Raw genomic sequence first — 23,247 nt, 5'->3', positions numbered from 1 at the left:
TTACGTTATGGCGATTTTACCTGAAAAACTCCTCGAAATTGCGCAACAAGCCGCCAATGCCCCGCACGGCAAAAAAGGCGAGGTGTATGCGCAAGCCTGTGAGTTACTCAATGTTAGCCATGCCACGTTAATGCGTGAACTTAAAAGTCTATGCGCCCCGAAAGCGCGCAAACAACGCAGTGATAAAGGCGCGGTAGCGCTAGAGCTGGACGAAGCGCAAACCATATCCGCTTACTGGCTGGCTTGTCGGCGCGGGGTCCACAATAAAGTAATGTCGAGCTTAGCAAGCGTGTTAGAGGTGCTACGCGCCAACGGTGAGATCAAGGCGGAATACATCGACGAAAGCACAGGGGAAGTGCGGTTGCTTTCGGAAAGTGCGGTTAGCCGCGCATTACGCGCTTACAACCTACACCCGGAACAACTGTCCCGCCCAGCACCGGTGAATGCCATGAAGAGTTTACATCCAAATCATTGCTGGCAAATCGACCCTTCTTTGTGTGTGTTGTATTACCTCAAAGAGCAAGCGGACGGCGGAAACGGGCTGAATTTGATGGAAGAAAAGGAGTTTTACAAAAACAAACCTGCCAACATCAAAAAAGTGGAAAACCAACGGGTGTGGCGGTATGTGATTACCGACCATGCCTCCGGGGTAATCTTTGTGCAGTATGTGTATGGCGGTGAAAGCGCAGAAAACCTATGTAACTGCTTTATTAATGCCATGCAAAAACGCGATACAAAAGATCCGTTTTGTGGTGTGCCGAAAATGGTGATGCTTGACCCGGGCTCGGCGAATACTTCCGCCATGTTCGCCCATTTGTGCAATCAGCTCGGCATTAAATTGCAAGTCAACGCACCGGGCAAACCGCGCGCCAAGGGGCAGGTGGAAAAAGGCAACGATATTGTGGAACGGCAGTTTGAGAGCGGTTTGCGCTTCACCCGGGTGAGCGGGTTGGCCGAGCTGAATCAACTGGCGGGACGTTGGATGACGTATTTTAACGGCACTGCCGTACATACACGCCACAACAAAACACGCTACCAAGCCTGGCTTGGGATTACCGCCGAGCAATTAGTAATGGCGCCAAGCCTTGCTATTTGCCGCGAATTGATGGTGACCAAACTCACCACCCGCAAAGTGAGCTCAGAATTAACAGTGAGCTTTGACGCCAAAACCTATGATGTACGCCACATCACCGAAGCCATGGTGGGCACGGAAATCACCATTGGCAAAAACCCTTACCGTCCTGACTGCATTCAGGTGCAACGAGTGGACGATGAAGGGCAACAATACTGGACGGTGGTTGAGCCGGTGGCATACGACGACCACGGGTTCCGCGTGGATGCGGCAGTTATCGGCGAAGAGTACAAACCGCACAATAAGAGCGTGTTTGAGTACAACAAAGAGACCGTAGAGCGCATCGCATACGACGCCGACACGGACGATGAGGTGAAAGCCGCCAAGAAAGCCAAAGCGCCTTTATTTGGTGGTCGTATTGACCCATTCAAAGTGGTGAAAGAACACGATTATGTGGATTTCATGCCGAAACGCGGACAAGAGCACGAATTGACCGCCAACGCCAAACGGGTTGAGCTTGCTCCTCTCAACACGATTGAGGTGGCAAAACGGCTTAAAGCCCGTTTCGGCCATGAATACACGGCTGACACCATGAAATGGCTAAATCAGCGTTATCCAAACGGCATGAGCGAGCAGGAATTGGAAGCATTACTTGCGCAAGATCACTTACCGGCAACCGCGAAACCATTGCGTTTAGTCAACGCATAAAAGGACGGCATTATGTTGAAACTTAAAGCAATTTTAGAAGAGAAAGGCATTTCTCAACGCAAACTGGCAAGGCTGTTGCTAGTTTCCCCGGCGGTGATCACTAATTTAGTGAATCACGGTTTGCTGATTAAGACCGGCACCGAGCAATTTAAAACACGGTTGACCGAAGTGTTAAAAACACTGGGGATTTCTACCGCACTTTCTGAGCTTTTAACGGAAGATTCCGCAGGCGCGGCAACGCCTGCGGAGGATTCCCCTAACCTTGACGAGCAGTCAATAACTACAACAGAGGAAGACACTATGTTACTCGCAAAACAGGCTTTATTTCCAGCCACTAAAAAACATTTTTCATTATTTAACAACCCGTTCACGGACGAAGTGCGGTCGGCAGAGGAAGTGTTTTCTTCCCCCGATGTGCGTTATGTGCGTGAAGCGTTGTTCCAAACCGCACGTTTCGGCGGGTTTATGGCGGTGGTCGGCGAAAGCGGTGCCGGCAAATCCACCCTGCGCCGTGATTTGATTGAGCGCATTAATCACGACGGCTTGCCGGTGATTGTGATTGAGCCTTACATCATCGCCATGGAGGACAACGACCTCAAAGGCAAAACCTTAAAAGCGGCACATATTGCGGAAAGCATCATTAACACCCTAGCCCCGTTGGAAAGCGTAAAACGCTCACCGGAAGCGCGTTTCCGTCAACTACACCGCGTATTAAAAGAGAGCGCCCGCGCCGGCAATCAGCATATTTTAATTATTGAGGAAGCGCACAGCCTGCCTGTACCGACCTTAAAACATTTGAAACGCTTTTTTGAGCTGGAAGACGGGTTTAAGAAATTGCTTTCCATTGTGTTAATCGGTCAACCGGAACTTAAACAAAAACTCTCCGAACGCAACTTTGAGGTGCGCGAAGTGGTGCAACGTTGCGAAATTGTCGAGCTGGCGCCGTTAGATAACTGCCTCGAAGAATACGTGGCGTGGCGGTTAAAAGCGGTGGGTCGCAAAACTGCCGATATTTTCGAGCGTGACGCGTTGGACGCGTTACGCAACCGCTTAGTGATGACTAATAGCCGGGCAAAAACCCAACACAGCCTGTTATATCCACTCGCGGTGGGCAACCTTATCACCGGCGCGATGAATCTTGCCGCCGAACTGGGCGCGCCGTTAGTCAGCGCCGATGTCATCAAAGGGGTTTGAGATGACCGCAAAACCGAACAAAGCACCTAAAACAAAAGCCAAGGTGCAAAAGCCGTTAAGTTTGGCCACGATGCACGCTTTAAGCCAGCTTAATTTAGCCGAAAAAGCCGTAATGGAGTGCAACCGAATCGGCTTAGTCGTACGCCATGTATTTTTGGCCACCGTGCCGATTATTACCGTACGACACAACGCATTAACCCGACGCTGGATTGCCCGAGGCAAGGCAGAGGTGGTAATGCAAACCCACGAAGGAGACGACAGCATTGTCTGCACGGCCGAATGCATGATTGCGGGATGCAGAATTATGTTTTCGTTTCTAAAACACGACATCAACATCACTATTCATTAAGGAGTTTTTATATGGCTAAATCAGCTACCCGAGTTAAAGCAACTGCACAAATCTATGTACCGCAAACGCGCGAAGATGCCGCCGGTGATATTAAAACCATCGGTGATTTAAACCGAGAAGTGGCGCGCCTGGAAGCGGAAATGAACGACAAGATCGCCGAAATTACAGAAAGCTACAAGGATAAATTTGCCCCGCTGCAAGAACGCATTAAAACCCTTTCTAACGGGGTGCAATATTGGAGTGAGGCTAACCGTGACCAAATCACCAACGGCGGCAAAACCAAAACCGCCAATTTGGTGACGGGCGAGGTGTCCTGGCGGGTGCGTAACCCGAGCGTGAAAGTCACCGGGGTGGATTCCGTGTTACAAAACTTACGTATTCACGGCCTGGAACGCTTTATTCGAACAAAAGAGGAAATCAACAAAGAAGCCATTCTCAACGAGAAAAGCGCGGTCGCCGGCATTGCTGGCATTAAAGTTATTAGCGGCGTAGAAGACTTTGTGATCACCCCATTTGAACAGGAAGCGGCCTAATGCTTACAGACCCATTGACGTATCTTATCATCGGCGCCATCTTTACCGTGATTTTCGGCTTGTTGGATAAGGCAGGATATTGAGATGAACGAGATGTTACAAACCCTTTTATTGTTTTACCTGGCCTTTTCATTAATTCTCATTGTTATGATTAGCCGCTTTTGGTAAAGCCCTCCAAGCCCGCCCCCGTGCGGGCTTATTTATACCCCTTCACTCTTTACTTTTCATTTACAAAAAAATCTTAGATATACGCAAAAAAGCAGTTGACAGGTACTCAAACGAGTACCATAATACACTAAAACTTAGCAAAACGTTTTGCTAAACATTTTACCAAATAAAACAACCAACACAACCGAGGAAACCACATGGATGAAAGACGCAAATTGTACCGCGAATATAGCGACACCGCTGCTGAACTTGAGCGCGCAGGCAATTATGCACAGGCCTACAGCAACTGGTTAAAAGCCTGTCTTGCCACTAATAAATCAGACGAACACAACTGGTGCTGCGCACGCGCTGAACACTGCAAAAAAATGGCAAAAACCCAACACTAGGAGGACAACATGCCGAAATATGTAGCACGCCTTTATTGCATGGTTGAAGTCACCGTGGAGGCGGAATCTATAAGCGAAGCGTTAAATAAACTTGATTTAAATGAGATTGATGTTAACGCCATGCCGCACACGATTACTGAAATTGATGACGTGATTGAAACGGAGGAGATCTGATATGTGGACACCTGATAAATATGAAGCAAAACGCGCGAAAAATATGCTGAACGTTTGGAAACTAAATAATTATGAGCGCAATGTAATGTCATCCATCGTCCATGCTCATCAAATTAATGGATGTTTAGATAACATAGACCGCGAAACCTTACTAACACTGGAAGGTAAATATAGAGATGAATTAGCGAAATATTTAAAAGCGAGCGACGAAAAGGACAGTATTACCAGGCAACTAGCGAACATAATGGAACAGATTGAGATGGCAAAAGAAATGTGGCTGGACGACAAAGAACAAGAGTGCTTGCTGATGTTACAAACCGCAAGCCGAGAAATGAAACATGTAGCCTGGGAAATTACGCCGATACTTGAGCAATAAGGAAAAACAACATGAAAAGATATATTCCGCCGGTACCAAGACCGACTTATTTAGACTACGGATTTGATGTACAGACCGTGCATGAATTTATCCAAAAATATTATCCGGATTCTTACCATGAAGACGCCGTGTGGGCGGAAGAATTTCGCGATGGCCTTTATGAAGCGTTGATTGAGGAGTTTTACTTATATGATGACCCTGAAGACATGATTAACACCCTCATTAGAGATTATTCGTGGGATTTTACGCAGGAGCTTTGGGGCAATATCCAACATTTTGGCTCATTCGTTCGCCAAAAACTCACAGAAAAAGAACAGCAATGGGTGAAAGATAACAATATTGAACCACCTTTCCCGGTTGGTGCAAAAGTCCGCCTCCTATCCCGCTGCTACAGCGAAACTATGGGAGTCATTAACCAAATCTACGAATATGAACCTGCTAGATACTGTGTATTAACGGCTAAACAAGAGGAATACAACAAGCAAATGGAACAACAAGGTAAAACAGAACGACAAGGCGGGTATGTTGTGAAATTTGAAGATGTTGAATTGGTTGAGGAGTAAATATGAAAGTGCTAGATGAACATATCCTGGAATATATCTGGGATGAAACATTAGACCGCATCGCACAAAGCACCTTGGTAACTTATATCGGTAGCAATGTTGGCACGTATAGCGACGACCAAGCCGAGAAAAAGGCAGAAGACTTTGCCATATTGAGCGTAAGCCAACTTATTGCCGGCTCCGGATTAAGCGAAACTCAATTTAGACGACGGGTTAAAAAGCTTATGGCGCAAGGTATTTTGTTACAACGCATTGGGCCAAATAGCTTTGTGATTAACTCAGGGGTAATTAAAGACGCAGCGGTACAAGCCGCACGATGTTGGCGAGCTATCGGTGTGCCATATGGAATGGATGCAACCGGAAAAGCATGTAAAACCTTACCTATTAACGCTCTGCCGAGAAGTGTTTTTGAGTTAAAGACAAATTGTTATCGGATTTTGAGAAGCCAATATCCCGCTTATTAAAGGAGTAAATATGAAACCTGAATTTAGATATTTTAAATGTGCATTAACTGTTGAACCGGTTAAATCTCATTATCAACAATGGCATATCGACCACGAACAACGAAACAAAGAATTAAACGTAATTTTTGACACTATCCCGTTTTATGAGTTTTGGCGCGGCAGTGAAAATGGCATCTCGGGCATTGTGTGTCATGCAAACAATCCCGAATTTGAAAAAATCAAAGAGGATAAAACCTATAAATTTGAAATACTTCCCGGTGAGAAAGTGAATATTACAGGCAACAATCGCACCAAAGCCGGCAAGGCGTTTAACGCCAAAATCCAAGCCATTAGACAAATACTCATGAAATACCCAAGTTTTAATGATTTTATGCTCCTTAAGTTGGGTATTAGTTGTTGGGTGATGGGGGACCGCATGGCATATATTGCAGTCTGCGGTGTGGCAAGCGATCACTTTATTGCGAAGATACCAGCTAAATCAGAAGGATTTGGTGGGGATGACTTCCCGTTAATCCCTGAGTGTTTAACGGAAATCAAACAAAGTGAATTTTTGATGTTACAAGGAAAATAAAAATGAGCATATTTATCACACACGGCAACCGTTTAATCGACTTTGCTAACCCACAAAATAGCGACATCCATATTGATGACATTATTCATCATTTAGCAATGATCCCGCGATTTGGTGGCAAATTAGATAGACATTATTCAGTTTTAGATCACAGCGTTTACGCCGCAATGATTGCAAAAATATTCCTCAAAGCCGACGAAAAGACGATATTTGCAGTGTTAATGCATGACGCACAAGAAGCTTATTTAGGCGATGTGCCAACACCACTTAAAAACTTACTACCCGAATATAAATTAATCGAGAAGGAATTTGAGCGAGTTATTCAGGAGAAATTTGGCATTAAGATGACGCCAAAAATGAAAGAGCTGGTAAAAACCGCTGATTTATTAGCGCTAAAAGCAGAAAAGCAGGCTTTTATTAATACGCCACCGGAACTCGAAGGACACTGGAATTTTTTATACGGTCTTTATAGTGTCCCTGTTTCGCCAGAAGACTGGTGTGATGACAGCAGAAGACAATTTAAGAATGCTTTTAACTACTACAACAAAACTTTAAATTTGGGACTTGAGGAGATTAAATAATGAGCGAAAACAATGGCTGGATTAAGTGTTCGGAGCGGTTGCCTGAGCCATTTGATACAAGTGAAGAATCACGCAATTCGAACAATAGACACTTAATTTATTATACCGAGGATGGTGTGAATTGGTTTGTTGATTTTGGATGGTATTTATTAGATGAAAAGGTAGATGAGGAAGGTGGATTAATCCCTTATTGGGAATTGGATGAATTAGGAATGATAGACATAGAAATTGAAGTGTCACACTGGCAACCATTACCACAACCGCCTTCGGAATAGCCTTTATTCTTGAAAGCTAACTTGAAAGCTAACTTGAAAGCTAACTTGAAAGCTAACTTAAAAGCTAACATATCATTCAGCCTTCTCGCGAGAGAAGGCTTAGTCATATGACGGAGAGGACAAAAAATGGACCAAAAAGAAGCGCGAAGAAAGCAATTAATTCAGCTTATACACATTGGGAAAAGTAAGTTACAGATGGATAAAGAGGTGTATCGCCTTTTTCTTGTTAATACGGTGTGTAAAGATAGTTGCACGCAGATGAATTTGATTGAGTTAAATAAGGTCGTAGATGCCATGAAAAAACGCGGGTTCCAGGTTTCCGGAGGACGTTTTAAAGATGGTAAACGCAAGTCGCCGCCAAGTTCCGCCACAGTGAGTAGCAATATCGTTAAAAAGATCCGCGCGAAATGGATCGAAATGGCGGACGCCAGCATTATCCGCGACCGCAGTGAGGACGGTTTGAATGCGTTCGTTAAAAATATCGCTAAAAATGCACAAGGTGAGCCGATTCCATTCGTGAGTTGGCTCAACAATGAGCAGGCGTCTATAGTATTGGAACGCCTTAAACAATGGCAGAAACGAATGATTAAGGGGTAATTTATGAAAGAGTCGCTAATGCAAATCCGCCGCCACGAATTGCTGGAAGAAATCGAATTGTTGGTGATTGCGCTATGTAAAAATTACAACTTAGGGCAGGACATTTGTGAGCAGATTGGCGTCAGCGTTGCCAACTGTTTAAGTGAAGAATATGCCGGACAAGTTATATGCTTTCCTAAAGATTACAGATATAAGATTGCTCAACGTGACTTGGATATTTATAACAGTTTCAACGGTCGCAATTGGGGCGAACTTGGACGTCGTTATAATCTGACTGAGAATGCTTTGCGGAAGATTGTTAAGCGCGTGCAGGATAGGATAATTAAAGAGAAGCAACCTGACATGTTCATATAAAATAACGGCTCTACTGATCTAATTTTGTAGAGCCTTTTTTATTGTTTATTTTTATGATTATTCTTTTTCACATACTGTAACAGCTTTTCATTTTCTTCATCCCACTTCTTCAAGGATTATCCCCCTAAGTCCCATTTATGTCGCTTAGACTATATTATTTATATCACTGTGGATCAAAATTCAGCCACGCTTACCAGATTTTTCACAATGACGATCTTCTCAGCAGGAATGGAACTGCTCTCTGCAATATCGCTTGCCATAATAAACACATCGGCGTCATTCACCGATACCGATGCCAAATCTGTGTGATTCACCTCTGCTTCAATACCCAATTTCGCCAATGCCTTTTTGGCATTCATTTCCATCATAAAACTGCTTCCTAAACCGGAACCACAAACTGCCATAATTTTCATAATTTTTCTCCTATTGGGATGTATTGATTGCATAACCAAATGCAGTCTATGACGGAATAATAGCCTAATCAATGTGCAGGTTTTAAAACTGTGATCGGGGTGGCATTTTGGCGAACGAGTGTTTGGTAGGATAAAATTATTATCAACATATTGATGGTTCAAGCATCCACGCTTGTCCCAAAGCAAGCACAAGCGTGGACGCTTGCGCTATTGCGGCGTTAAAAAAGTGCGGTCAACATTCTTGGTGTTTTAAAAACGCCCGGCATTATGTAGCAAAAGCACAAAACGGTTGCCGAGCTTGTAGAAGCATTCGTTTTGTGAGATGGAGAAGCTGAAATAACTTACACTTCGACAAGCTCAGTGACCGTCATTTCAGCTTTGTGCAACTGCCACATAATTTTGAAAACGCCGCGAAAAATGACCGCACTTTTCTTTCATTGAATACACAGAAACCGGCTACTTCCCTTCCGCCAAATTTTTCTTTTCTTCCAATTCTTCCCAACGCATAAACGCCGTTTCCAGTTCAGCTTCGGCGTCAGCCAGGGCTTTCAGTTTGGCGTCGGTGATGTCGTGGGATTGTTGGAAGAAATTCGGGTCGCCGATTTCAGTTTGAAGTGCGGTGATTTTTTCTTCTAAATCTTCCAACAGTTGCGGGAGCTGTTCCAGTTCGCGCTGTTCTTTGTAAGAAAGTTTGACGGATTTTGGTTTATTAGAAACAGCTTTATTTTCCACTGCACTTTCTTCTTTTTTTGGCTCAACTTTTTTCTGTTTTACAGCATCCTGTTCAGCTTTTTGAGCAAAATAATTGGCTTGTTGCTGTTTGGCATCGAAGAAGCCGCCGACATATTTATTCAGCACGCCGTCGCCTTCAAAGATGTAGCATTCCGTCGCGGTGTTATCGATGAATTGACGATCGTGGCTGACGATGAGCAATGTGCCTTGGTAGTCGGTGAGGATTTCTTCCAAGAGCTCCAAGGTTTCTACGTCCAAGTCATTGGTCGGTTCGTCGAGAATCAATAAATTATTCGGTTTTAATAATAATTTTGCTAATAACAGACGATTGCGTTCACCACCGGAGAGGGCTTTTACCGGCGTCATAGCGCGTTTTGGTGGGAACAAGAAATCTTGTAAATAACCCAACACATGGCGCTTGATGCCGTTGACTTCCACGTCCTGCTTACCGTCGGCAACGTTATCCATCACGGATTTTTCCGGATCGAGATCAGCGCGATATTGATCAAAATAAGCAATCTCCAATTTGGTACCACAACGAATGGAGCCGTTTGTCGGTTGAATTTCGCCGAGTAGCAATTTGATAAAGGTGGTTTTGCCACACCCGTTCGGGCCAACTAAAGCGATTTTGTCGCCGCGTAAAATGGTGGTGTTAAAATCTTTAAGTAATTGTTTGCCGTCAATGTCGTAACTGACGTTTTCCATTTCAAACACGATTTTGCCGGAACGGCTGGAGGTGTCTAATTGCAATTTTGCGGTGCCCATCACGTCACGGCGTTGGCGACGTTCTTCGCGCATGGCTTTTAACGCGCGCACGCGTCCTTCGTTACGGGTGCGACGGGCTTTGATGCCTTGGCGAATCCATACTTCTTCTTGTGCCAAGCGTTTATCAAATAACTCATTTTGTAACGCTTCTACCCGCAAGTTTTCTTCTTTGGTGGAGAGATATAAATCGTAGTTACCGGGATAAGACACCAATTTGCCGCGATCCAAATCCACGATGCGAGTCGCCATTTTGCGAATGAAAGAACGGTCGTGGGAAATAAACACGATGCTACCGCCAAACTCCATCAGGAAATTTTCCAACCATTCGATGGCATCTACGTCCAAATGGTTAGTCGGCTCATCTAACAACAACACATCCGGGTTACACACCAAGGCACGCGCCAAAGCGGCTTTGCGCAACCAACCACCGGACAAATCGGCAAGTTTAGTTTCCGGATTTAATTCCAGTTTTTGTAATACTTCATTAATCTTATTTTCAAATTGCCAGCCATTAGCGTGTTCCAATTTCGCTTGAATTTGGGCAAGCTGATTTAACGTCTGATCGCTGTAATGCTGCTCCAGTTGCACGGAAATATGATGATATTCCTTCAATAAATCCGCCAAATGCTCAATACCTTCCGCCACATAATCAAACACGTTGCCTTCCGCATGACGTGGCGGATCCTGCTCTAAACGGGACACGACCAAGTCTTTTTCATACTGCACTTTGCCGTCATCCATGATGACATCGCCGGCAATGATTTTAAGCAACGTAGATTTGCCTGCGCCGTTGCGCCCGACTAAACAAACGCGTTCGTTAGGTTCGATATGTAACTCCGCATGATCCAATAAAGGGGCGTCGCTGAAAGAAAGATATCCGTTGGTTAAGCTGATAAGTGCCACAAAAAATCCTTTAAAAATGAAAAAAATAGTCATGAAATGACTTATGCTGCGACAAGCTCAGTAACCGCCATTTCACATTTATGATAAATAACGACCGCACTTTAAAGTTGCTGATAGGCTTTCAGCGCGTAAGCGTCAGACATACCGGCAATGTAATCGCAAATCACGCGTTTTTTACCGTTTTCTTCCGCGTTTCGCCAGCGATTGGCGGTGTTGGTTGGAAGCAAGCGTTGCGGATCTGATTCAAAAATTTGGAACATTTCCGTCAAAATGCGCTGACCTTTGTATTCCACGCGTTGCGTTTCCACATTATTGATCACGTATTTCTGTACAAAATTTTTGAATACTTTTAATACACTCACCACTTCCGACGGTAATTCGGCGTTATAACGCAATAGCGGATCGCTAAACTCAGGTTGAATTTTCCAACGCGCATTGGTGATGAAATAATTTACCAACGCCCCGATAGCGTTTTTGCGTAAATAATGTTGATCGGAAAATAGGTTTTTGCTGATGTCCTCGATATGTTGTCGCATCCAATCCGATTGGCCGTTTTTCAGTTCATCCAAGGCTTCTTGCCATTGTTGAACATTGACCACGCCGACTACGATCGCATCCTCCAAATCATGCACGCCATAAGCGATGTCATCCGCCAGTTCCATAATGCTACAGTCGAGGGATTTAAAACGGGTCTTTAAAATCTCTTGCGGATTTGACCGCACTTTTTGGAGTGAACCGAATAATGCACGATCACTTTCAGAAAGCGGCTCGAGCAACCAGTTAAACATGTGAAGATCGTCACGGAATAATCCTTTCCCCGGCCGCCAGTCGGCAATTTTGACATAACGGGGATCGCTATGTTGGCTTTCGGCTAGCTGAGCATATTGAGCGGAGGACTCGTCCAAAATGGTCGGGTATTTCACTATGCCGAGAATGGTACGACGGGTTAAATTCATACCGGCATTTAAGGTGTAAGGTTCAAGTTTGGTGAGCAAACGAAAGGTCTGCGCATTGCCCTCAAAACCACCGTTGTTTCTCATCATATAATTAAGCGCCACTTCGCCACCGTGGCCGAAAGGCGGGTGGCCGATATCGTGGGCGAAACATAAACTTTCGATTAAATCATTGGTCGGTAATAAAGGGCTAAGTTGTTGTTTCAACTCGCTTGTATCGGTAGAAAGTTGCTGCGCTAAGGTGGCAAAGGCTTCGGCAAATTTTAGTTGTGCCACAAGGCTGCTGCCGATTTGCGCTACTTCCAAAGAATGAGTTAACCGGGTGCGATAAAAATCATTTTCGCCTACGGCATGAATTTGAGTTTTTGCCTGTAAGCAACGGAAGGCGGCAGAATGTAAAATACGTCCGCGATCGCGACGAAACGGCGGACGATGATCTTTTTCCCGAGGTTGATCGGCGACAAAACGTTGTTGCCAACACGGATCGATGGATTGTTTCATGATGTGCTTTATACCATTGCGTAGATCAATTTGAAGACAAGAGGTGCCAAAATTGAGCTAATGATACCGCACAATACTAAGGAAATGGAACTGTAACTACCGGCTTTTGCATTATTTTCCATGCAACTCACCGTACCTAACGCATGAGAAATCGCCCCGACGGATAAACCGATAGCTTCTTGATTTTTCAAACCGATTTTTTTTAAGAGCAGATAACCAAAAATTGAACCTTGCAAACCGGCAACCACCACGCCAACCGCAGCAACAGAAGGGATCCCGCCTAAATTTTCAGACACGGCCATAGCAATCGGCGTAGTAATAGATTTCGGCAAAATGGTGGCCACAATATCCGGTTTCGCACCCAGAAGTAATGCCAATACTGCGCCGCTAATCATAGATAAAAGGGAAGCAGACACGGTGGTAATCAAAATGATTTGCCAATGACGACCAATTTGACGAATTTGTTCATATAACGGCACCGCCAATGCGACAATACTCACCCCCAATAAATTATTGAGTGGCGCATTACCGGCCATATAGGTGTCATAAGGCACATGAAATGCAAGCAACACCACCACTAAAATAATCACCGTCAGCACAAAGCTATTTAGCACTACCGATTTCCAGCGTTTATTAATGGTTATCGCCAAGGCAAAGGCAAGGATGGTCAAAATGGTATAAGCATAAATAAGATAAGACATTATTCCTCCTTCGCCCGTTTTTTCATGATTTTATGTTTAAGATGAGTAAAGGATTTGAGGGAAAACAGATAGTCAGACAGTATGCCGATAACAACCAAGGTCACGCAAGTACTGACAATATTCGGCACTAATAATTCTTTCATTTGATCCATGAGCAAGCCGGAATATTTGACAATTCCCACACTGACCGGCACAAATAATAACGCCATGTAACGAATTAAAAGACGGGAGGAAAACATCACCCACTCCACTTTGACGATACGTAACATTAAGCAGGTAAACAGCAGCAATAATCCCCAAATACTCGATGGAATGCCAATAGGGACGTAATGCGCGATCAATTCTCCGAAATGCAACATGAGATACAACAAAAACAGCGACCTGACTAAGTCAAAAACTTTCCGATACATAATAAAAAACTCAACTTTTGTTTAAACCTCAAAATAATTCTACTCCCATTTAGTTAGTAGGGGAATTTTTTATTCAAAATTGATAATGTTATGAAGACGGCGCAAGGGGTAAATGCAGTAAAAATTTCATAGATAAAAAACCATCAAACGTGTTGAATTTTATACAGTTAAACAAAATTACAAAGTTTTTACTTGCAACTGCAATATAAATCCTTATAATACCGCTCGTTTTCACATGAAACTTATCAGTGTTGCCTGGGTGGCGAAATTGGTAGACGCAGCGGATTCAAAATCCGCCGTTGAATAAACGTGTCGGTTCGAGTCCGACCCTAGGCACCAATGATAAGTTTCTGAAGAATTACAAGCCGCTTTTCAAAGCGGCTTTTTGTTTTAAAATAATATAAAAAATCAATAGATTATAACAATTCTAAAATTTTCACTCAGAAAAACCACTGTATATATTTAAATTTATTTACTATTCATCTATGATCTGTTTAGATCGCCAATGAAGTGAATTTGCATCAAAAAATTAGGCTCTAAAAAATACCGGTCTTCAATAAATTAATGGTGTTTCCCAGATTCAAGCATTAAAGAGGGAATTACAAAACAAGACTAACAACTCGCTTCAACATATTGATTTACATGTTTTCTATGATGGTAAAGATGAATAACACTACTCATATTCTAAGGGGCCCCAATGAAAAAATCATATAAATCTAAAAAAATATGGATACATTTGGTAAAAAAGAGAACCAAACGCAAATTAAGGGAACTAATACACAAGAATAGAGTAAGAAAACATAAACTAAAACTCGCTTTATTTGAAAAGAAATTGTTGCGACAAAATATACCTTGTGTTAAGGCTCCTGATGTGCTTTTGCTTGCACCATCCAAATTAGATAAAAAAAGGAAATCCGAAGATACCGAGCATGCTCGGTTTATTAAATTTAAAAATGAACTTCAACGAACTGCTGACAAAGTTGTTGCGTCTGGCAAAAACAAATTAATGATTTCCTTTTTAAACACTTATTACTTGTATGCGGATGCCTGTATTCTCTTAATTGCCATAATTGATAGCATAAAACAGCAGTATCCGCAGTTAAGATTTTTATTGCAACGACCTGATAGATGCCTGCATAATCATAGACCAAGTAAAGATAAGCATATAAAATTTAATGTGGATGCTGTGTTTTGTCATATAGGACTCTACAAATTACTTGGATATGACTATAAAACTAACGTTCAACAAAAAAATGTCCAATCTTGGCACTATGTTTTTAGTGACGCAGCTGACGGAGATGTGACCTCACCAATTTTCGATCAGTTAGAGAAAATGGGATTAGCTAATTTGAGTGAGTTATATGGTGGTGTGATTGAAGGGATCGCAAATGCAGTTGAGCACGCATATAACGAACAAATCACGACAGAACGTGTTTTCCCACTACGAAGATGGTGGATGCTTGTCGCAGAATTAGAGGAGCAATTATTATTGTTTATCTGTGATCTTGGTCATGGTATTCCTAAAACGCTTAGATTTAATAAAGACCCCAAATTATTAGATAGAATTTTCACTCTTGTTGGCAATCTAGGTAGTACTGACTGCAAAGATATAAAAGCAGCAACACTTATTAAAAAAACTAGAACACAACTTTCTCATAGAGGGAAAGGTGGGCAGGATATAAGAACATTTATTGAAAAAACTAATGGTAGTGCCATGAGAATCTATTCAAATCGTGGTGTTTATCATTATAATAATAGAAATGGAAAGTTAATTGAAAAATTATACGACGACAGTTTATCTATTGATGGGACACTGTTGTATTGGATTATTCCATTAAATCAAGAGGAAACGTTATGACTATAGTATATGTAAAAGAATTTAGCACCACTCCTGGTGCGCGTTATCGCCATCTTGGTAAAGCAAGCGGAGAGGAGTTTAGAGATGATATTCTTGTACCAGCATTTGAAAGAGACAAAGATTTAATCGTTGACCTTGATGGCGTACGCGGTTATGGTTCCTCATTTTTAGACGAAGCATTTGCTGGTCTTGTTCGGTTAGGTAAATTTACTAGCGATGAGATAAAAACTATGATTGCAAATATTCGCACAACAAACTCAGATTGGAAATCTGAAGTTGAGAGCTATGTTGATGATGAAATTAAAAAACAAATAGGAAATTAAATTGGAAAATTTCTCTTGGGTGTCATCGGTTATTATCCCTGCATTTATTTCATTATTTTCTAGTAGCATTATGTACATTGTTGGCGGAAGAAAAGAGAAAAACTCATATTATAATTCATCAATAGATAAAATAGAGCAAATGCTTGATGCCACCTATAATGCAGCGAAAGATATTTTTAGTAAAGATTATGCTGATGAAGATTACCATTTCATGGTTTATCAAAATGATAATTTACATACTGAGTTATCAAGGCTTGATAAAGAAATCGGTGTTTTTGAATTATCAACGTTAAAACGCATCCTAACCGATCATATCTTTCATAAGAAAGAAAATGCAACAATGGAAAGCCTTTCTAAACAGATTCATGTTATTAAAAAGAATCTATGTAAAAGATGCTGGTAAAACTTTGAGTTTAATGTTTACATATTTCCCCCGTAGTTCAACGGGGGTTATTTTTTCCTCACAGCTCCCACGCACAAAATATGGTAATTTCAGCGCAAATTGCATTATCACTTTAAACCTTTCTAATATTGGTGCTGTTGAGATCAAATCATTCAGATCTTTTAACACAAGAAAACGCAGAAATCAGATCCATTTTTTTGATGTATATCATAAAAAGAAAAAATAATTTAATATGAGATCTAAAATACTTTTACGCAAAAATTGGCGCAAATAATTGAGATTGATATAATGCAACTTATTGAAGCAGTTACAAACTTATTGCCAACCCTAGGCACCAATGATAAGTTTCAAGATTCCTAAAGCTGCTGTAAAAAGCAGCTTTTTTTGTCACTAAATTTTATGTTTTTCTAAAATTTACCGAGAAAAATGACCGCACTTTTGGCGGTTTTATATGTTATGTTACAACGATTTCTCTGCCTTATCTTATTGCTCTTGGCTCCCGTCCTTCAAGCGCGAACAACAGATTGCCGTGTGGTGGGTATTAGCGACGGAGACACTTTCACTTGTTTAACTGCCAATCGTAAAACCATTAAAGTGCGGTTAGCCGAAATCGATGCACCGGAAAAAACACAACCCTTCGGTAAAAAATCCCGCCAAATGCTTGGCTCGCTTATCCACAAACGCAATGTTACATTAAATATTCAAGGTTACGATCGCTATCAGCGCACCTTGGCAACGGTGTATGATAAGCAGGGGCAAAACATCAATTTAATTATGGTACAACAAGGCATGGCATGGGCTTATCGACAATATTTGCACGATGTCACCTATTTACAGGCTGAGCAAACGGCAAGAGAAAATCGACTAGGTTTGTGGCGCGATCGTTCCCCTGTCGAACCCCACTTATGGCGTCAACAAAGAAGGTAAAAAATGCATTTTGATCCCCTTACATTTCGTCAATATTTTCCCTATTTCACTCATGCAGATGCAGTGGTCTATCTTGATAACGCCGCGACAACCCTCAAGCCGCAGTGCTTAATTCAGGCAACGGTGGATTTTTATCAATCCGCCGGCTCGGTGCATCGCAGTCAATATGATGAAAAACAGACCGCACTTTATGAACAGGCACGTAGCCGGGTTAAGCAGTTAATTCATGCCGAAAGCGAACAGGCTGTGATTTGGACATCAGGCACGACCCAGGCCATTAACACCGTGGCAAATGGTTTATTGCCGTATTTAAATGCCGGTGATGAAATCATTATCAGTGAAGCAGATCATCACGCTAATTTCGTCACGTGGCACCAAGTGGCTAAAAAAACCGGCGCCATTATTCATGTGTTGCCGATATTGGATAATTGGCTGATTGACACCGATGCGTTATTGAAAAAACTCACACCACGCACGAAATTGGTAGCGCTAAATTTTGCGTCTAATGTCACCGGCACACAGCAATCTGTCAAACAATTGATTGAGTTGATTCGTGCACAAAGTTCCTCTCTTGTTTTAGTGGATGCGGCACAAGCCATTAGCCACATCAAAATTAATTTAACAGAATTGGATGCCGATTTTATTGCCTTTTCCGCCCATAAAATTTACGGTCCGACCGGGCTTGGCGTGTTAAGCGGAAAATTGGAAGCGTTAAATTTATTACAGCCCTTGCAGTACGGCGGCAAGATGATTAGCAAAGTTAGCAAACGACAAATCACCTTTGCCGAACTGCCTTATCGGTTGGAAGCCGGCACACCAAATATTGCTGCCGTGATTGGTTTTAACGCCGTTCTAGAGTGGTTAAGCCAATGGGATATTGGCAAAATGGAAGAACACGCCGTACGCTTGGCAGAAATGACCCGTCAACGTTTATCCTCTTATCAACAATGCAAATTATTTAACTCACCACAACCCAGTTCGGTCGTCAGCTTTGTCTTCGAGGATGTCAACGCGTTTGATTTAGCCACGCTATTAGCTGAACAAAATATCGCTTTACGCGTTGGTGAACATTGTGCACAGCCTTATTTAGCAAGATTAGGACAGGCCGCTATCCTGCGCTTATCTTTTGCACCTTATAATATCGCCTCAGACGTTGAAGCATTTTTTAACGCCTTAGATAAAAGTTTAGAATTATTAAGATGAACATTGAACAACAATTACTCCATGCCACAACATGGGAAGAACGCTACCGTTTGATTATTCAGGCAGGCAAAAATCTCCCCATACCAAATGAAAATGAATTATCCCAGATGAAAATCATTCCGGGTTGCGAAGTACAGGTATGGTTTAAATTCACCGAAAAAAACGACCGCACTTTTCACTTTCAGGCCTATAGTGAAGCGCGGATTATGAACGGTTTATTATGGATTTTATTGCAACACATTGAAAACAAAAGTGCTGAACAATTACGCCATTTTGATTTAACTGCCTATTTCACCCAACTTGGCATTGCTCAACGTTTAAGCACGACCCGCCTAAACGGTTTAAAACACATTGAACAGATTTTGCATAATTTATAAAAAATAAAGGCACGATGTTATTTCGTGCCTATTATTTTATCAACTATCAAACTGCTGCGGTTTGCAACTCATTTGTATGTTCTTCAACTGAAGATTCTTGTTCTGTTTCGGCTAAAATATCAGCTGCTTCCTCATTTAATGCCTCGGCATGTTGTGTCGGGCGAACAAAAGGTTTCGGCGTCCAATATTTTCTGACCAATTCAGCTGAAAATCCGTGCAAAACTTCTTCGGTTAAACGTTCATGATCCAATTGACGAATAGAAGTAACAATTTCATCAACCTCAATTTGATCTACACCTAAACGAATTAACGCTTCGCGTCCTAAAAGCAAGGCAGATTCAAAGGTCTCACGAATTTGAAAATCAATGTTAAGTTTCACTAAATTAACCGCACTTTGTCGATCATAAGTTCTGGCAAGCACCGGTAATAACGGGTACTCATGCTTAATCTGCTTGACAATCAATTCAATACGTTTTGTATCACTAATGCCTAAAATGACACAAGACGCCTTTTCTAAACCACAAGCACGTAGCACATCTAAACGGGAACCATCACCGTAATAGACTTTAAAACCGAATTTTGCCGCAGAACGGATTCGATCGATATTAGAATCAATCACCGTAACTTGAATACCCCGAGCTAATAATGTCTGACAAACAATTTGACTAAAACGCCCAAATCCCAACACAACAACACTATTTTCAACACTTTCAATTAAATCAATACCATCAACCTGATCCGTATTTATACTCACTAACGTATTTGGTTTTGATAATCGACGTAGCACTAATACAATTAACGGTGAAAACAACATGGAAATAATCACGGCAGCCGTAAACGTTGCGTTTAAATCTGCAGATAACACCCCTGCGGTTGTCGCAGCAGAAAATAAAACGAATGCAAACTCACCACCGTGCGCCATAATTGCCATACGCCCAATGGCTTCTTTATGATTTAATAAAGTTGCGCGCGCCACAGCATACACGCTTATGGCCTTACCTAATATATACAAGAAAACAATACCAAGTAACCATAACGCATTATGCCAAACCAATGTAAAATCTAATGACATCCCCACGCCCATGAAAAACAGGCCTAGCAATAATCCACGAAACGGTTCTATATCCGCTTCTAATTGATGTCGAAAAGCAGATTCAGATAACATTACACCGGCAACAAACGCCCCCATCGCCATGGATAACCCACTAATTTCCATTAATAATGCAGCTCCAAGTACCACTAATAATGCAGCAGCAGTCATCATTTCTCGAATATGTGCTTTAGAAATCATTCGGAAAATTGGATTCATCAGCCATTTGCCGGTCGCAACCAATCCCAATACGGCAACCAATGCCATCCCAATTCCTGTCCAATTGGTTGAATGTGATGTGCTGTCAGTCTCCGGTGAAAGAAAGGCCACAAATGCCAATAACGGAACAATAGAAAGATCTTCAAATAATAATGTAGAAACAACGCGTTGGCCTTTAGGCGTTGAACTGATGCCGCGTTCTTCTAAAACTTGCATGACAATAGCGGTTGAAGAAAGCGAAAATCCCATCGCAGCAATGAAGGCAACCGGAAAACTAAGATGTAGCAGATAAATACCCGCCAATGTCAATAATACGCCACAAAGCCCTACTTGCAGTAAGCCCCGTCCAAAAATCGCCTTGCGCATTGACCATAGACGCTCAGGATGCATTTCCAAACCAATAATAAAAAGAAACATCACAACGCCTAACTCAGCCATGTGAACAATACTGGAAGGATCTTGAAACAACCCAAAACCGGACGGCCCAATCAAACATCCGGCAATCAAATAACCCAGCACACTTCCCAATCCAATACGTTTAAAAAGTGGAACAATAGTGACACTGGTGGCTAATAAAACTACTGTTTTTACCAGCTCAGGATTAGATAATTCAGACATCGTAAAACCTTATAAAAAAAAGAAAGAGAATGGATAATAGAATGCTATTAATTATACATTATGCTTGCTATAATTTTCAGGCATTTATCACATAAATTAAGAGGAGAAAACAATGAAAAATACACTAAAAATGACTGCAGTTGCTGTAATGTCAGCCTTTGTATTAGCAGGTTGTGCACAAAATGCACCTAAAGGAGATGCTCAATTACAGCAACAAGCTGTGCTAGGAATTAACTGGATGCAAGAATCCGGTGAATATGATGCATTGGCCTATCAAGCATTTAATGCAGCCAAAGTGGCATTTGATCACGCCAAAGTGAAAAAAGGCAAGAAAAAAGCTGTTGTTGTTGATTTAGATGAAACTATGATCGATAACAGTGCTTATGCAGGTTGGCAAATTCAAAATAATAAACCATTTGATGGCAAAGATTGGACCCGTTGGGTTGATGCTAGAGAATCCGAAGCCATTGCAGGCGCGGTGGAGTTTAATAATTATGTCAATGCCAATAAAGGTAAAATGTTCTACGTCTCTAATCGCAAAGACAGTAATGAAAAAGCAGGTACAATTGATGACATGAAGCGTCTAGGCTTTACCGGTGTTGATGAAAACTCACTTTATTTGAAAAAAGATAAATCTGCTAAATCTGCCCGTTTCGCCGAAATTGAGAGCCAAGGTTACGATATCGTACTTTATATGGGTGATAACTTAGATGATTTTGGCGATGCTACACATGGAAAATTAAATGCAGATCGTCGTGATTTTGTTGCTAAAAACCGAGCAAAATTTGGTACAACCTATATTGTTTTACCTAACCCAAATTATGGCGGCTGGGAAGGCGGTCTCGCGAAAGATTATTATAAAGGTGATTCTCAAAGCAAAGTTGATGCACGTTTAAATGTTATTAAGGCATGGAGCGGAAAATAACCCCACGTCTATAAAAACCTCCAAAAAACCAACCGCACTTTCAATCACTTCCAAAGTGCGGTTTTCTTGTTCGCTAAATTTCCCGGTTATCTCTCCGTTATCTCTTTAAGTGATAACTTGTCATTCTCTTACTTTTCCCTTTTCTCTCTCTTTTGGCCTTTAGTCCTTCTTCAACCTTTAACTTAATCCTGTTTGTCCGCTTTGCCCAAAAACAAAAACCCCCGATGCATGCACATCAGGGGTCTATATTCAGCTTGGCGGTGACCTACTCTCACATGGGAATATCCCACACTACCATCGGCATTACGGCGTTTCACTTCTGAGTTCGGTATGGATTCAGGTGGGCCCACCGCATTATCGCCGCCAAAATTCGGTCGATGACTTTACTTCCGTCTTCTCGTATTCTCTATCCTTCAAACCAAAACAAGCTGACTCTCAACTTTCTCTTAGTATCATCACCTCTATTCCCGGTGAATCACCTACAGTCTCTCTTTATTCTCTCTTAACTGCTACCCACCCAATTCCGCTCTCATGCCTCAGGTCTCCCCAAAAACACTTGAGCGTTGTATGGCTAAGCCTCTCGGGCAATTAGTACATGTTAGCTCAATGGCTCGCACCACTTACACACCATGCCTATCTACGTCTTAGTCTTAAACAACCCTTACAGATTTATAATCTGGGAGAACTCATCTCTTGGCAAGTTTCGTGCTTAGATGCTTTCAGCACTTATCTCTTCCGCACTTAGCTACCCGGCAATGCGTCTGGCGACACAACCGGAACACCAGCGGTGCGTCCACTCCGGTCCTCTCGTACTAGGAGCAGCCCCAACCAATTCTCCAACGCCCACGGCAGATAGGGACCGAACTGTCTCACGACGTTCTAAACCCAGCTCGCGTACCACTTTAAATGGCGAACAGCCATACCCTTGGGACCTACTTCAGCCCCAGGATGTGATGAGCCGACATCGAGGTGCCAAACACCGCCGTCGATATGAACTCTTGGGCGGTATCAGCCTGTTATCCCCGGAGTACCTTTTATCCGTTGAGCGATGGCCCTTCCATGCAGAACCACCGGATCACTATGACCTACTTTCGTACCTGCTCGACTTGTCTGTCTCGCAGTTAAGCTTGCTTATACCATTGCACTAACCTGACGATGTCCGACCGTCATTAGCAAACCTTCGTGCTCCTCCGTTACTCTTTGGGAGGAGACCGCCCCAGTCAAACTACCCACCAGACACTGTCCGAGACCACGTTTCGTAATCTTCGTTAGAACATCAAACGTTAAAGGGTGGTATTTCAAGGACGACTCCACAATCACTGGCGTGACTGCTTCAAAGTCTCCCACCTATCCTACACATCAAAATTCAATGTTCAGTGTCAAGCTATAGTAAAGGTTCACGGGGTCTTTCCGTCTAGCCGCGGGTACACCGCATCTTCACGGCGATTTCAATTTCACTGAGTCTCGGGTGGAGACAGCCTGGCCATCATTATGCCATTCGTGCAGGTCGGAACTTACCCGACAAGGAATTTCGCTACCTTAGGACCGTTATAGTTACGGC

General features: G+C 42.5%; 27 protein-coding genes, 1 tRNA gene and 2 rRNA genes (1 of these 30 cut by a window edge). 22 read left to right on the top strand and 8 right to left on the bottom strand.

What is annotated here, in order from left to right:
* The first annotated feature begins 7 nt into the window (after window positions 1-7).
* The 14 genes from DK428_RS09315 (at window position 8) to DK428_RS09255 (ending at window position 8,365) form a co-directional block, all read left to right on the top strand.
* A complete protein-coding gene (locus DK428_RS09315) occupies window positions 8-1,780 on the top strand; it encodes a DDE-type integrase/transposase/recombinase (RefSeq protein ID WP_109092144.1) in 1,773 nt (590 codons plus the stop codon).
* Between the two features lie 12 nt (window positions 1,781-1,792).
* Complete coding sequence (locus DK428_RS09310) at window positions 1,793-2,974, top strand: AAA family ATPase (RefSeq protein WP_109092143.1); 1,182 nt, start codon at window positions 1,793-1,795, stop codon at window positions 2,972-2,974.
* Between the two features lies 1 nt (window position 2,975).
* Window positions 2,976-3,323, top strand: coding sequence for a hypothetical protein (locus tag DK428_RS09305; protein WP_109090056.1), 348 nt, complete (start codon window positions 2,976-2,978; stop codon window positions 3,321-3,323).
* Window positions 3,324-3,334: 11 nt separating this feature from the next.
* Window positions 3,335-3,856, top strand: coding sequence for a host-nuclease inhibitor Gam family protein (locus DK428_RS09300; RefSeq protein ID WP_109092142.1), 522 nt, complete (start codon window positions 3,335-3,337; stop codon window positions 3,854-3,856).
* A gap of 365 nt (window positions 3,857-4,221) precedes the next feature.
* Window positions 4,222-4,410, top strand: a complete 189-nt coding sequence (locus DK428_RS09295) for an ANR family transcriptional regulator (protein WP_109092141.1) — start codon at window positions 4,222-4,224, stop codon at window positions 4,408-4,410.
* Between the two features lie 9 nt (window positions 4,411-4,419).
* Window positions 4,420-4,584 (top strand): hypothetical protein, encoded by a 165-nt coding sequence (locus tag DK428_RS11645; RefSeq protein ID WP_167391924.1) that lies wholly within the window; start codon window positions 4,420-4,422, stop codon window positions 4,582-4,584.
* Window position 4,585: 1 nt separating this feature from the next.
* Window positions 4,586-4,960, top strand: coding sequence for a hypothetical protein (locus DK428_RS11710; RefSeq protein WP_208618347.1), 375 nt, complete (start codon window positions 4,586-4,588; stop codon window positions 4,958-4,960).
* 11 nt (window positions 4,961-4,971) lie between these two features.
* Window positions 4,972-5,523 (top strand): hypothetical protein, encoded by a 552-nt coding sequence (locus tag DK428_RS09285; protein WP_109092140.1) that lies wholly within the window; start codon window positions 4,972-4,974, stop codon window positions 5,521-5,523.
* A gap of 2 nt (window positions 5,524-5,525) precedes the next feature.
* Window positions 5,526-5,987 carry a hypothetical protein gene (locus DK428_RS09280; protein ID WP_109092139.1) on the top strand — a complete coding sequence of 154 codons (462 nt, stop codon included), beginning with the start codon at window positions 5,526-5,528 and terminating at the stop codon, window positions 5,985-5,987.
* Between the two features lie 10 nt (window positions 5,988-5,997).
* Window positions 5,998-6,558 (top strand): DUF5420 family protein, encoded by a 561-nt coding sequence (locus tag DK428_RS09275; protein WP_109092138.1) that lies wholly within the window; start codon window positions 5,998-6,000, stop codon window positions 6,556-6,558.
* Between the two features lie 2 nt (window positions 6,559-6,560).
* On the top strand, window positions 6,561-7,139 hold the full coding sequence (locus DK428_RS09270; protein ID WP_109092137.1) for a YfbR-like 5'-deoxynucleotidase: 579 nt from the start codon (window positions 6,561-6,563) through the stop codon (window positions 7,137-7,139).
* The gene (locus DK428_RS09265; RefSeq protein WP_109092136.1) at window positions 7,139-7,414 is read left to right on the top strand and encodes a DUF551 domain-containing protein; all 276 of its coding nucleotides are present in this window, start codon (window positions 7,139-7,141) and stop codon (window positions 7,412-7,414) included. Before DK428_RS09270 ends, DK428_RS09265 begins: the two co-directional genes overlap by 1 nt.
* A gap of 126 nt (window positions 7,415-7,540) precedes the next feature.
* On the top strand, window positions 7,541-8,011 hold the full coding sequence (locus DK428_RS09260) for a gp16 family protein (protein WP_109092135.1): 471 nt from the start codon (window positions 7,541-7,543) through the stop codon (window positions 8,009-8,011).
* Window positions 8,012-8,014: 3 nt separating this feature from the next.
* On the top strand, window positions 8,015-8,365 hold the full coding sequence (locus DK428_RS09255) for a Mor transcription activator family protein (RefSeq protein ID WP_109078946.1): 351 nt from the start codon (window positions 8,015-8,017) through the stop codon (window positions 8,363-8,365).
* A 173-nt stretch (window positions 8,366-8,538) separates the two neighbouring features.
* On the opposite strand, the gene DK428_RS09250 is transcribed toward DK428_RS09255, so the two are convergent.
* The 5 genes from DK428_RS09250 to DK428_RS09230 form a co-directional block, all read right to left on the bottom strand.
* Complete coding sequence (locus DK428_RS09250; protein ID WP_109092134.1) at window positions 8,539-8,778, bottom strand: PTS sugar transporter subunit IIB; 240 nt, start codon at window positions 8,776-8,778, stop codon at window positions 8,539-8,541.
* A 456-nt stretch (window positions 8,779-9,234) separates the two neighbouring features.
* Window positions 9,235-11,178, bottom strand: a complete 1,944-nt coding sequence (locus DK428_RS09245) for an ABC transporter ATP-binding protein (protein ID WP_109065173.1) — start codon at window positions 11,176-11,178, stop codon at window positions 9,235-9,237.
* Between the two features lie 101 nt (window positions 11,179-11,279).
* Entirely contained in the window at window positions 11,280-12,632 is a 1,353-nt protein-coding gene (locus DK428_RS09240; protein WP_109065162.1) for an anti-phage deoxyguanosine triphosphatase, read from the bottom strand.
* Window positions 12,633-12,640: 8 nt separating this feature from the next.
* Complete coding sequence (locus DK428_RS09235) at window positions 12,641-13,333, bottom strand: CidB/LrgB family autolysis modulator (RefSeq protein ID WP_109065163.1); 693 nt, start codon at window positions 13,331-13,333, stop codon at window positions 12,641-12,643.
* Window positions 13,333-13,743: a CidA/LrgA family protein gene (locus tag DK428_RS09230; protein ID WP_065295214.1), complete on the bottom strand. Its 411-nt coding sequence runs from the start codon at window positions 13,741-13,743 to the stop codon at window positions 13,333-13,335. The genes DK428_RS09235 and DK428_RS09230 overlap by 1 nt, the downstream gene beginning before the upstream one ends.
* Before the next feature lie 253 nt (window positions 13,744-13,996).
* On the opposite strand from DK428_RS09230, the gene DK428_RS09225 reads away from it, so the two are divergent.
* From DK428_RS09225 to DK428_RS09195, 7 genes are all read left to right on the top strand, one after another.
* Window positions 13,997-14,082 (top strand) — tRNA-Leu (locus DK428_RS09225).
* Window positions 14,083-14,440: 358 nt separating this feature from the next.
* Window positions 14,441-15,601: a hypothetical protein gene (locus DK428_RS09220; protein ID WP_109065164.1), complete on the top strand. Its 1,161-nt coding sequence runs from the start codon at window positions 14,441-14,443 to the stop codon at window positions 15,599-15,601.
* Window positions 15,598-15,924 (top strand): STAS-like domain-containing protein, encoded by a 327-nt coding sequence (locus tag DK428_RS09215; RefSeq protein ID WP_109065165.1) that lies wholly within the window; start codon window positions 15,598-15,600, stop codon window positions 15,922-15,924. Before DK428_RS09220 ends, DK428_RS09215 begins: the two co-directional genes overlap by 4 nt.
* Before the next feature lies 1 nt (window position 15,925).
* Complete coding sequence (locus DK428_RS09210; RefSeq protein WP_109065166.1) at window positions 15,926-16,327, top strand: hypothetical protein; 402 nt, start codon at window positions 15,926-15,928, stop codon at window positions 16,325-16,327.
* Between the two features lie 426 nt (window positions 16,328-16,753).
* The gene (locus DK428_RS09205; protein ID WP_109065167.1) at window positions 16,754-17,254 is read left to right on the top strand and encodes a thermonuclease family protein; all 501 of its coding nucleotides are present in this window, start codon (window positions 16,754-16,756) and stop codon (window positions 17,252-17,254) included.
* A 3-nt stretch (window positions 17,255-17,257) separates the two neighbouring features.
* Window positions 17,258-18,457: a cysteine desulfurase gene (locus tag DK428_RS09200; RefSeq protein WP_109065168.1), complete on the top strand. Its 1,200-nt coding sequence runs from the start codon at window positions 17,258-17,260 to the stop codon at window positions 18,455-18,457.
* Window positions 18,454-18,834, top strand: a complete 381-nt coding sequence (locus DK428_RS09195; protein ID WP_109065169.1) for a SufE family protein — start codon at window positions 18,454-18,456, stop codon at window positions 18,832-18,834. Before DK428_RS09200 ends, DK428_RS09195 begins: the two co-directional genes overlap by 4 nt.
* Before the next feature lie 46 nt (window positions 18,835-18,880).
* Here DK428_RS09195 and DK428_RS09190 read toward each other — a convergent pair whose 3' ends face one another.
* Window positions 18,881-20,761 (bottom strand): monovalent cation:proton antiporter-2 (CPA2) family protein, encoded by a 1,881-nt coding sequence (locus DK428_RS09190; protein WP_109065170.1) that lies wholly within the window; start codon window positions 20,759-20,761, stop codon window positions 18,881-18,883.
* Between the two features lie 112 nt (window positions 20,762-20,873).
* On the opposite strand from DK428_RS09190, the gene DK428_RS09185 reads away from it, so the two are divergent.
* On the top strand, window positions 20,874-21,686 hold the full coding sequence (locus tag DK428_RS09185; RefSeq protein WP_109065171.1) for a 5'-nucleotidase, lipoprotein e(P4) family: 813 nt from the start codon (window positions 20,874-20,876) through the stop codon (window positions 21,684-21,686).
* Between the two features lie 252 nt (window positions 21,687-21,938).
* Here the strand turns inward: DK428_RS09185 and rrf are convergent.
* Both rrf and DK428_RS09175 read right to left on the bottom strand, forming a co-directional pair.
* A 5S ribosomal RNA gene (gene rrf / locus DK428_RS09180) occupies window positions 21,939-22,054 on the bottom strand.
* Window positions 22,055-22,253: 199 nt separating this feature from the next.
* Window positions 22,254-23,247: ribosomal RNA gene (locus DK428_RS09175) — 23S ribosomal RNA — on the bottom strand (it continues 1,903 nt past the right edge of the window).

It is taken from the genome of Aggregatibacter kilianii, assembly GCF_003130255.1.
Classification (GTDB): domain Bacteria; phylum Pseudomonadota; class Gammaproteobacteria; order Enterobacterales; family Pasteurellaceae; genus Aggregatibacter; species Aggregatibacter kilianii.
The sequence above is the reverse complement of the archived record's forward strand: the minus strand, read 5'-3'. Positions and strand labels throughout refer to the sequence as shown.

What these genes read in the sequence shown, in the direction of transcription:
- DK428_RS09315 (WP_109092144.1), top strand. Translation starts at nt 8, where the DNA reads ATGGCGATTTTACCTGAAAAACTCCTCGAAATTGCGCAACAAGCCGCC.
- DK428_RS09310 (WP_109092143.1), top strand. Translation starts at nt 1,793, where the DNA reads ATGTTGAAACTTAAAGCAATTTTAGAAGAGAAAGGCATTTCTCAACGC.
- DK428_RS09305 (WP_109090056.1), top strand. Translation starts at nt 2,976, where the DNA reads ATGACCGCAAAACCGAACAAAGCACCTAAAACAAAAGCCAAGGTGCAA.
- DK428_RS09300 (WP_109092142.1), top strand. Translation starts at nt 3,335, where the DNA reads ATGGCTAAATCAGCTACCCGAGTTAAAGCAACTGCACAAATCTATGTA.
- DK428_RS09295 (WP_109092141.1), top strand. Translation starts at nt 4,222, where the DNA reads ATGGATGAAAGACGCAAATTGTACCGCGAATATAGCGACACCGCTGCT.
- DK428_RS11645 (WP_167391924.1), top strand. Translation starts at nt 4,420, where the DNA reads ATGCCGAAATATGTAGCACGCCTTTATTGCATGGTTGAAGTCACCGTG.
- DK428_RS11710 (WP_208618347.1), top strand. Translation starts at nt 4,586, where the DNA reads ATGTGGACACCTGATAAATATGAAGCAAAACGCGCGAAAAATATGCTG.
- DK428_RS09285 (WP_109092140.1), top strand. Translation starts at nt 4,972, where the DNA reads ATGAAAAGATATATTCCGCCGGTACCAAGACCGACTTATTTAGACTAC.
- DK428_RS09280 (WP_109092139.1), top strand. Translation starts at nt 5,526, where the DNA reads ATGAAAGTGCTAGATGAACATATCCTGGAATATATCTGGGATGAAACA.
- DK428_RS09275 (WP_109092138.1), top strand. Translation starts at nt 5,998, where the DNA reads ATGAAACCTGAATTTAGATATTTTAAATGTGCATTAACTGTTGAACCG.
- DK428_RS09270 (WP_109092137.1), top strand. Translation starts at nt 6,561, where the DNA reads ATGAGCATATTTATCACACACGGCAACCGTTTAATCGACTTTGCTAAC.
- DK428_RS09265 (WP_109092136.1), top strand. Translation starts at nt 7,139, where the DNA reads ATGAGCGAAAACAATGGCTGGATTAAGTGTTCGGAGCGGTTGCCTGAG.
- DK428_RS09260 (WP_109092135.1), top strand. Translation starts at nt 7,541, where the DNA reads ATGGACCAAAAAGAAGCGCGAAGAAAGCAATTAATTCAGCTTATACAC.
- DK428_RS09255 (WP_109078946.1), top strand. Translation starts at nt 8,015, where the DNA reads ATGAAAGAGTCGCTAATGCAAATCCGCCGCCACGAATTGCTGGAAGAA.
- DK428_RS09250 (WP_109092134.1), bottom strand. Translation starts at nt 8,778, where the DNA reads ATGAAAATTATGGCAGTTTGTGGTTCCGGTTTAGGAAGCAGTTTTATG.
- DK428_RS09240 (WP_109065162.1), bottom strand. Translation starts at nt 12,632, where the DNA reads ATGAAACAATCCATCGATCCGTGTTGGCAACAACGTTTTGTCGCCGAT.
- DK428_RS09235 (WP_109065163.1), bottom strand. Translation starts at nt 13,333, where the DNA reads ATGTCTTATCTTATTTATGCTTATACCATTTTGACCATCCTTGCCTTT.
- DK428_RS09230 (WP_065295214.1), bottom strand. Translation starts at nt 13,743, where the DNA reads ATGTATCGGAAAGTTTTTGACTTAGTCAGGTCGCTGTTTTTGTTGTAT.
- DK428_RS09220 (WP_109065164.1), top strand. Translation starts at nt 14,441, where the DNA reads ATGAAAAAATCATATAAATCTAAAAAAATATGGATACATTTGGTAAAA.
- DK428_RS09215 (WP_109065165.1), top strand. Translation starts at nt 15,598, where the DNA reads ATGACTATAGTATATGTAAAAGAATTTAGCACCACTCCTGGTGCGCGT.
- DK428_RS09205 (WP_109065167.1), top strand. Translation starts at nt 16,754, where the DNA reads ATGACCGCACTTTTGGCGGTTTTATATGTTATGTTACAACGATTTCTC.
- DK428_RS09200 (WP_109065168.1), top strand. Translation starts at nt 17,258, where the DNA reads ATGCATTTTGATCCCCTTACATTTCGTCAATATTTTCCCTATTTCACT.
- DK428_RS09195 (WP_109065169.1), top strand. Translation starts at nt 18,454, where the DNA reads ATGAACATTGAACAACAATTACTCCATGCCACAACATGGGAAGAACGC.
- DK428_RS09190 (WP_109065170.1), bottom strand. Translation starts at nt 20,761, where the DNA reads ATGTCTGAATTATCTAATCCTGAGCTGGTAAAAACAGTAGTTTTATTA.
- DK428_RS09185 (WP_109065171.1), top strand. Translation starts at nt 20,874, where the DNA reads ATGAAAAATACACTAAAAATGACTGCAGTTGCTGTAATGTCAGCCTTT.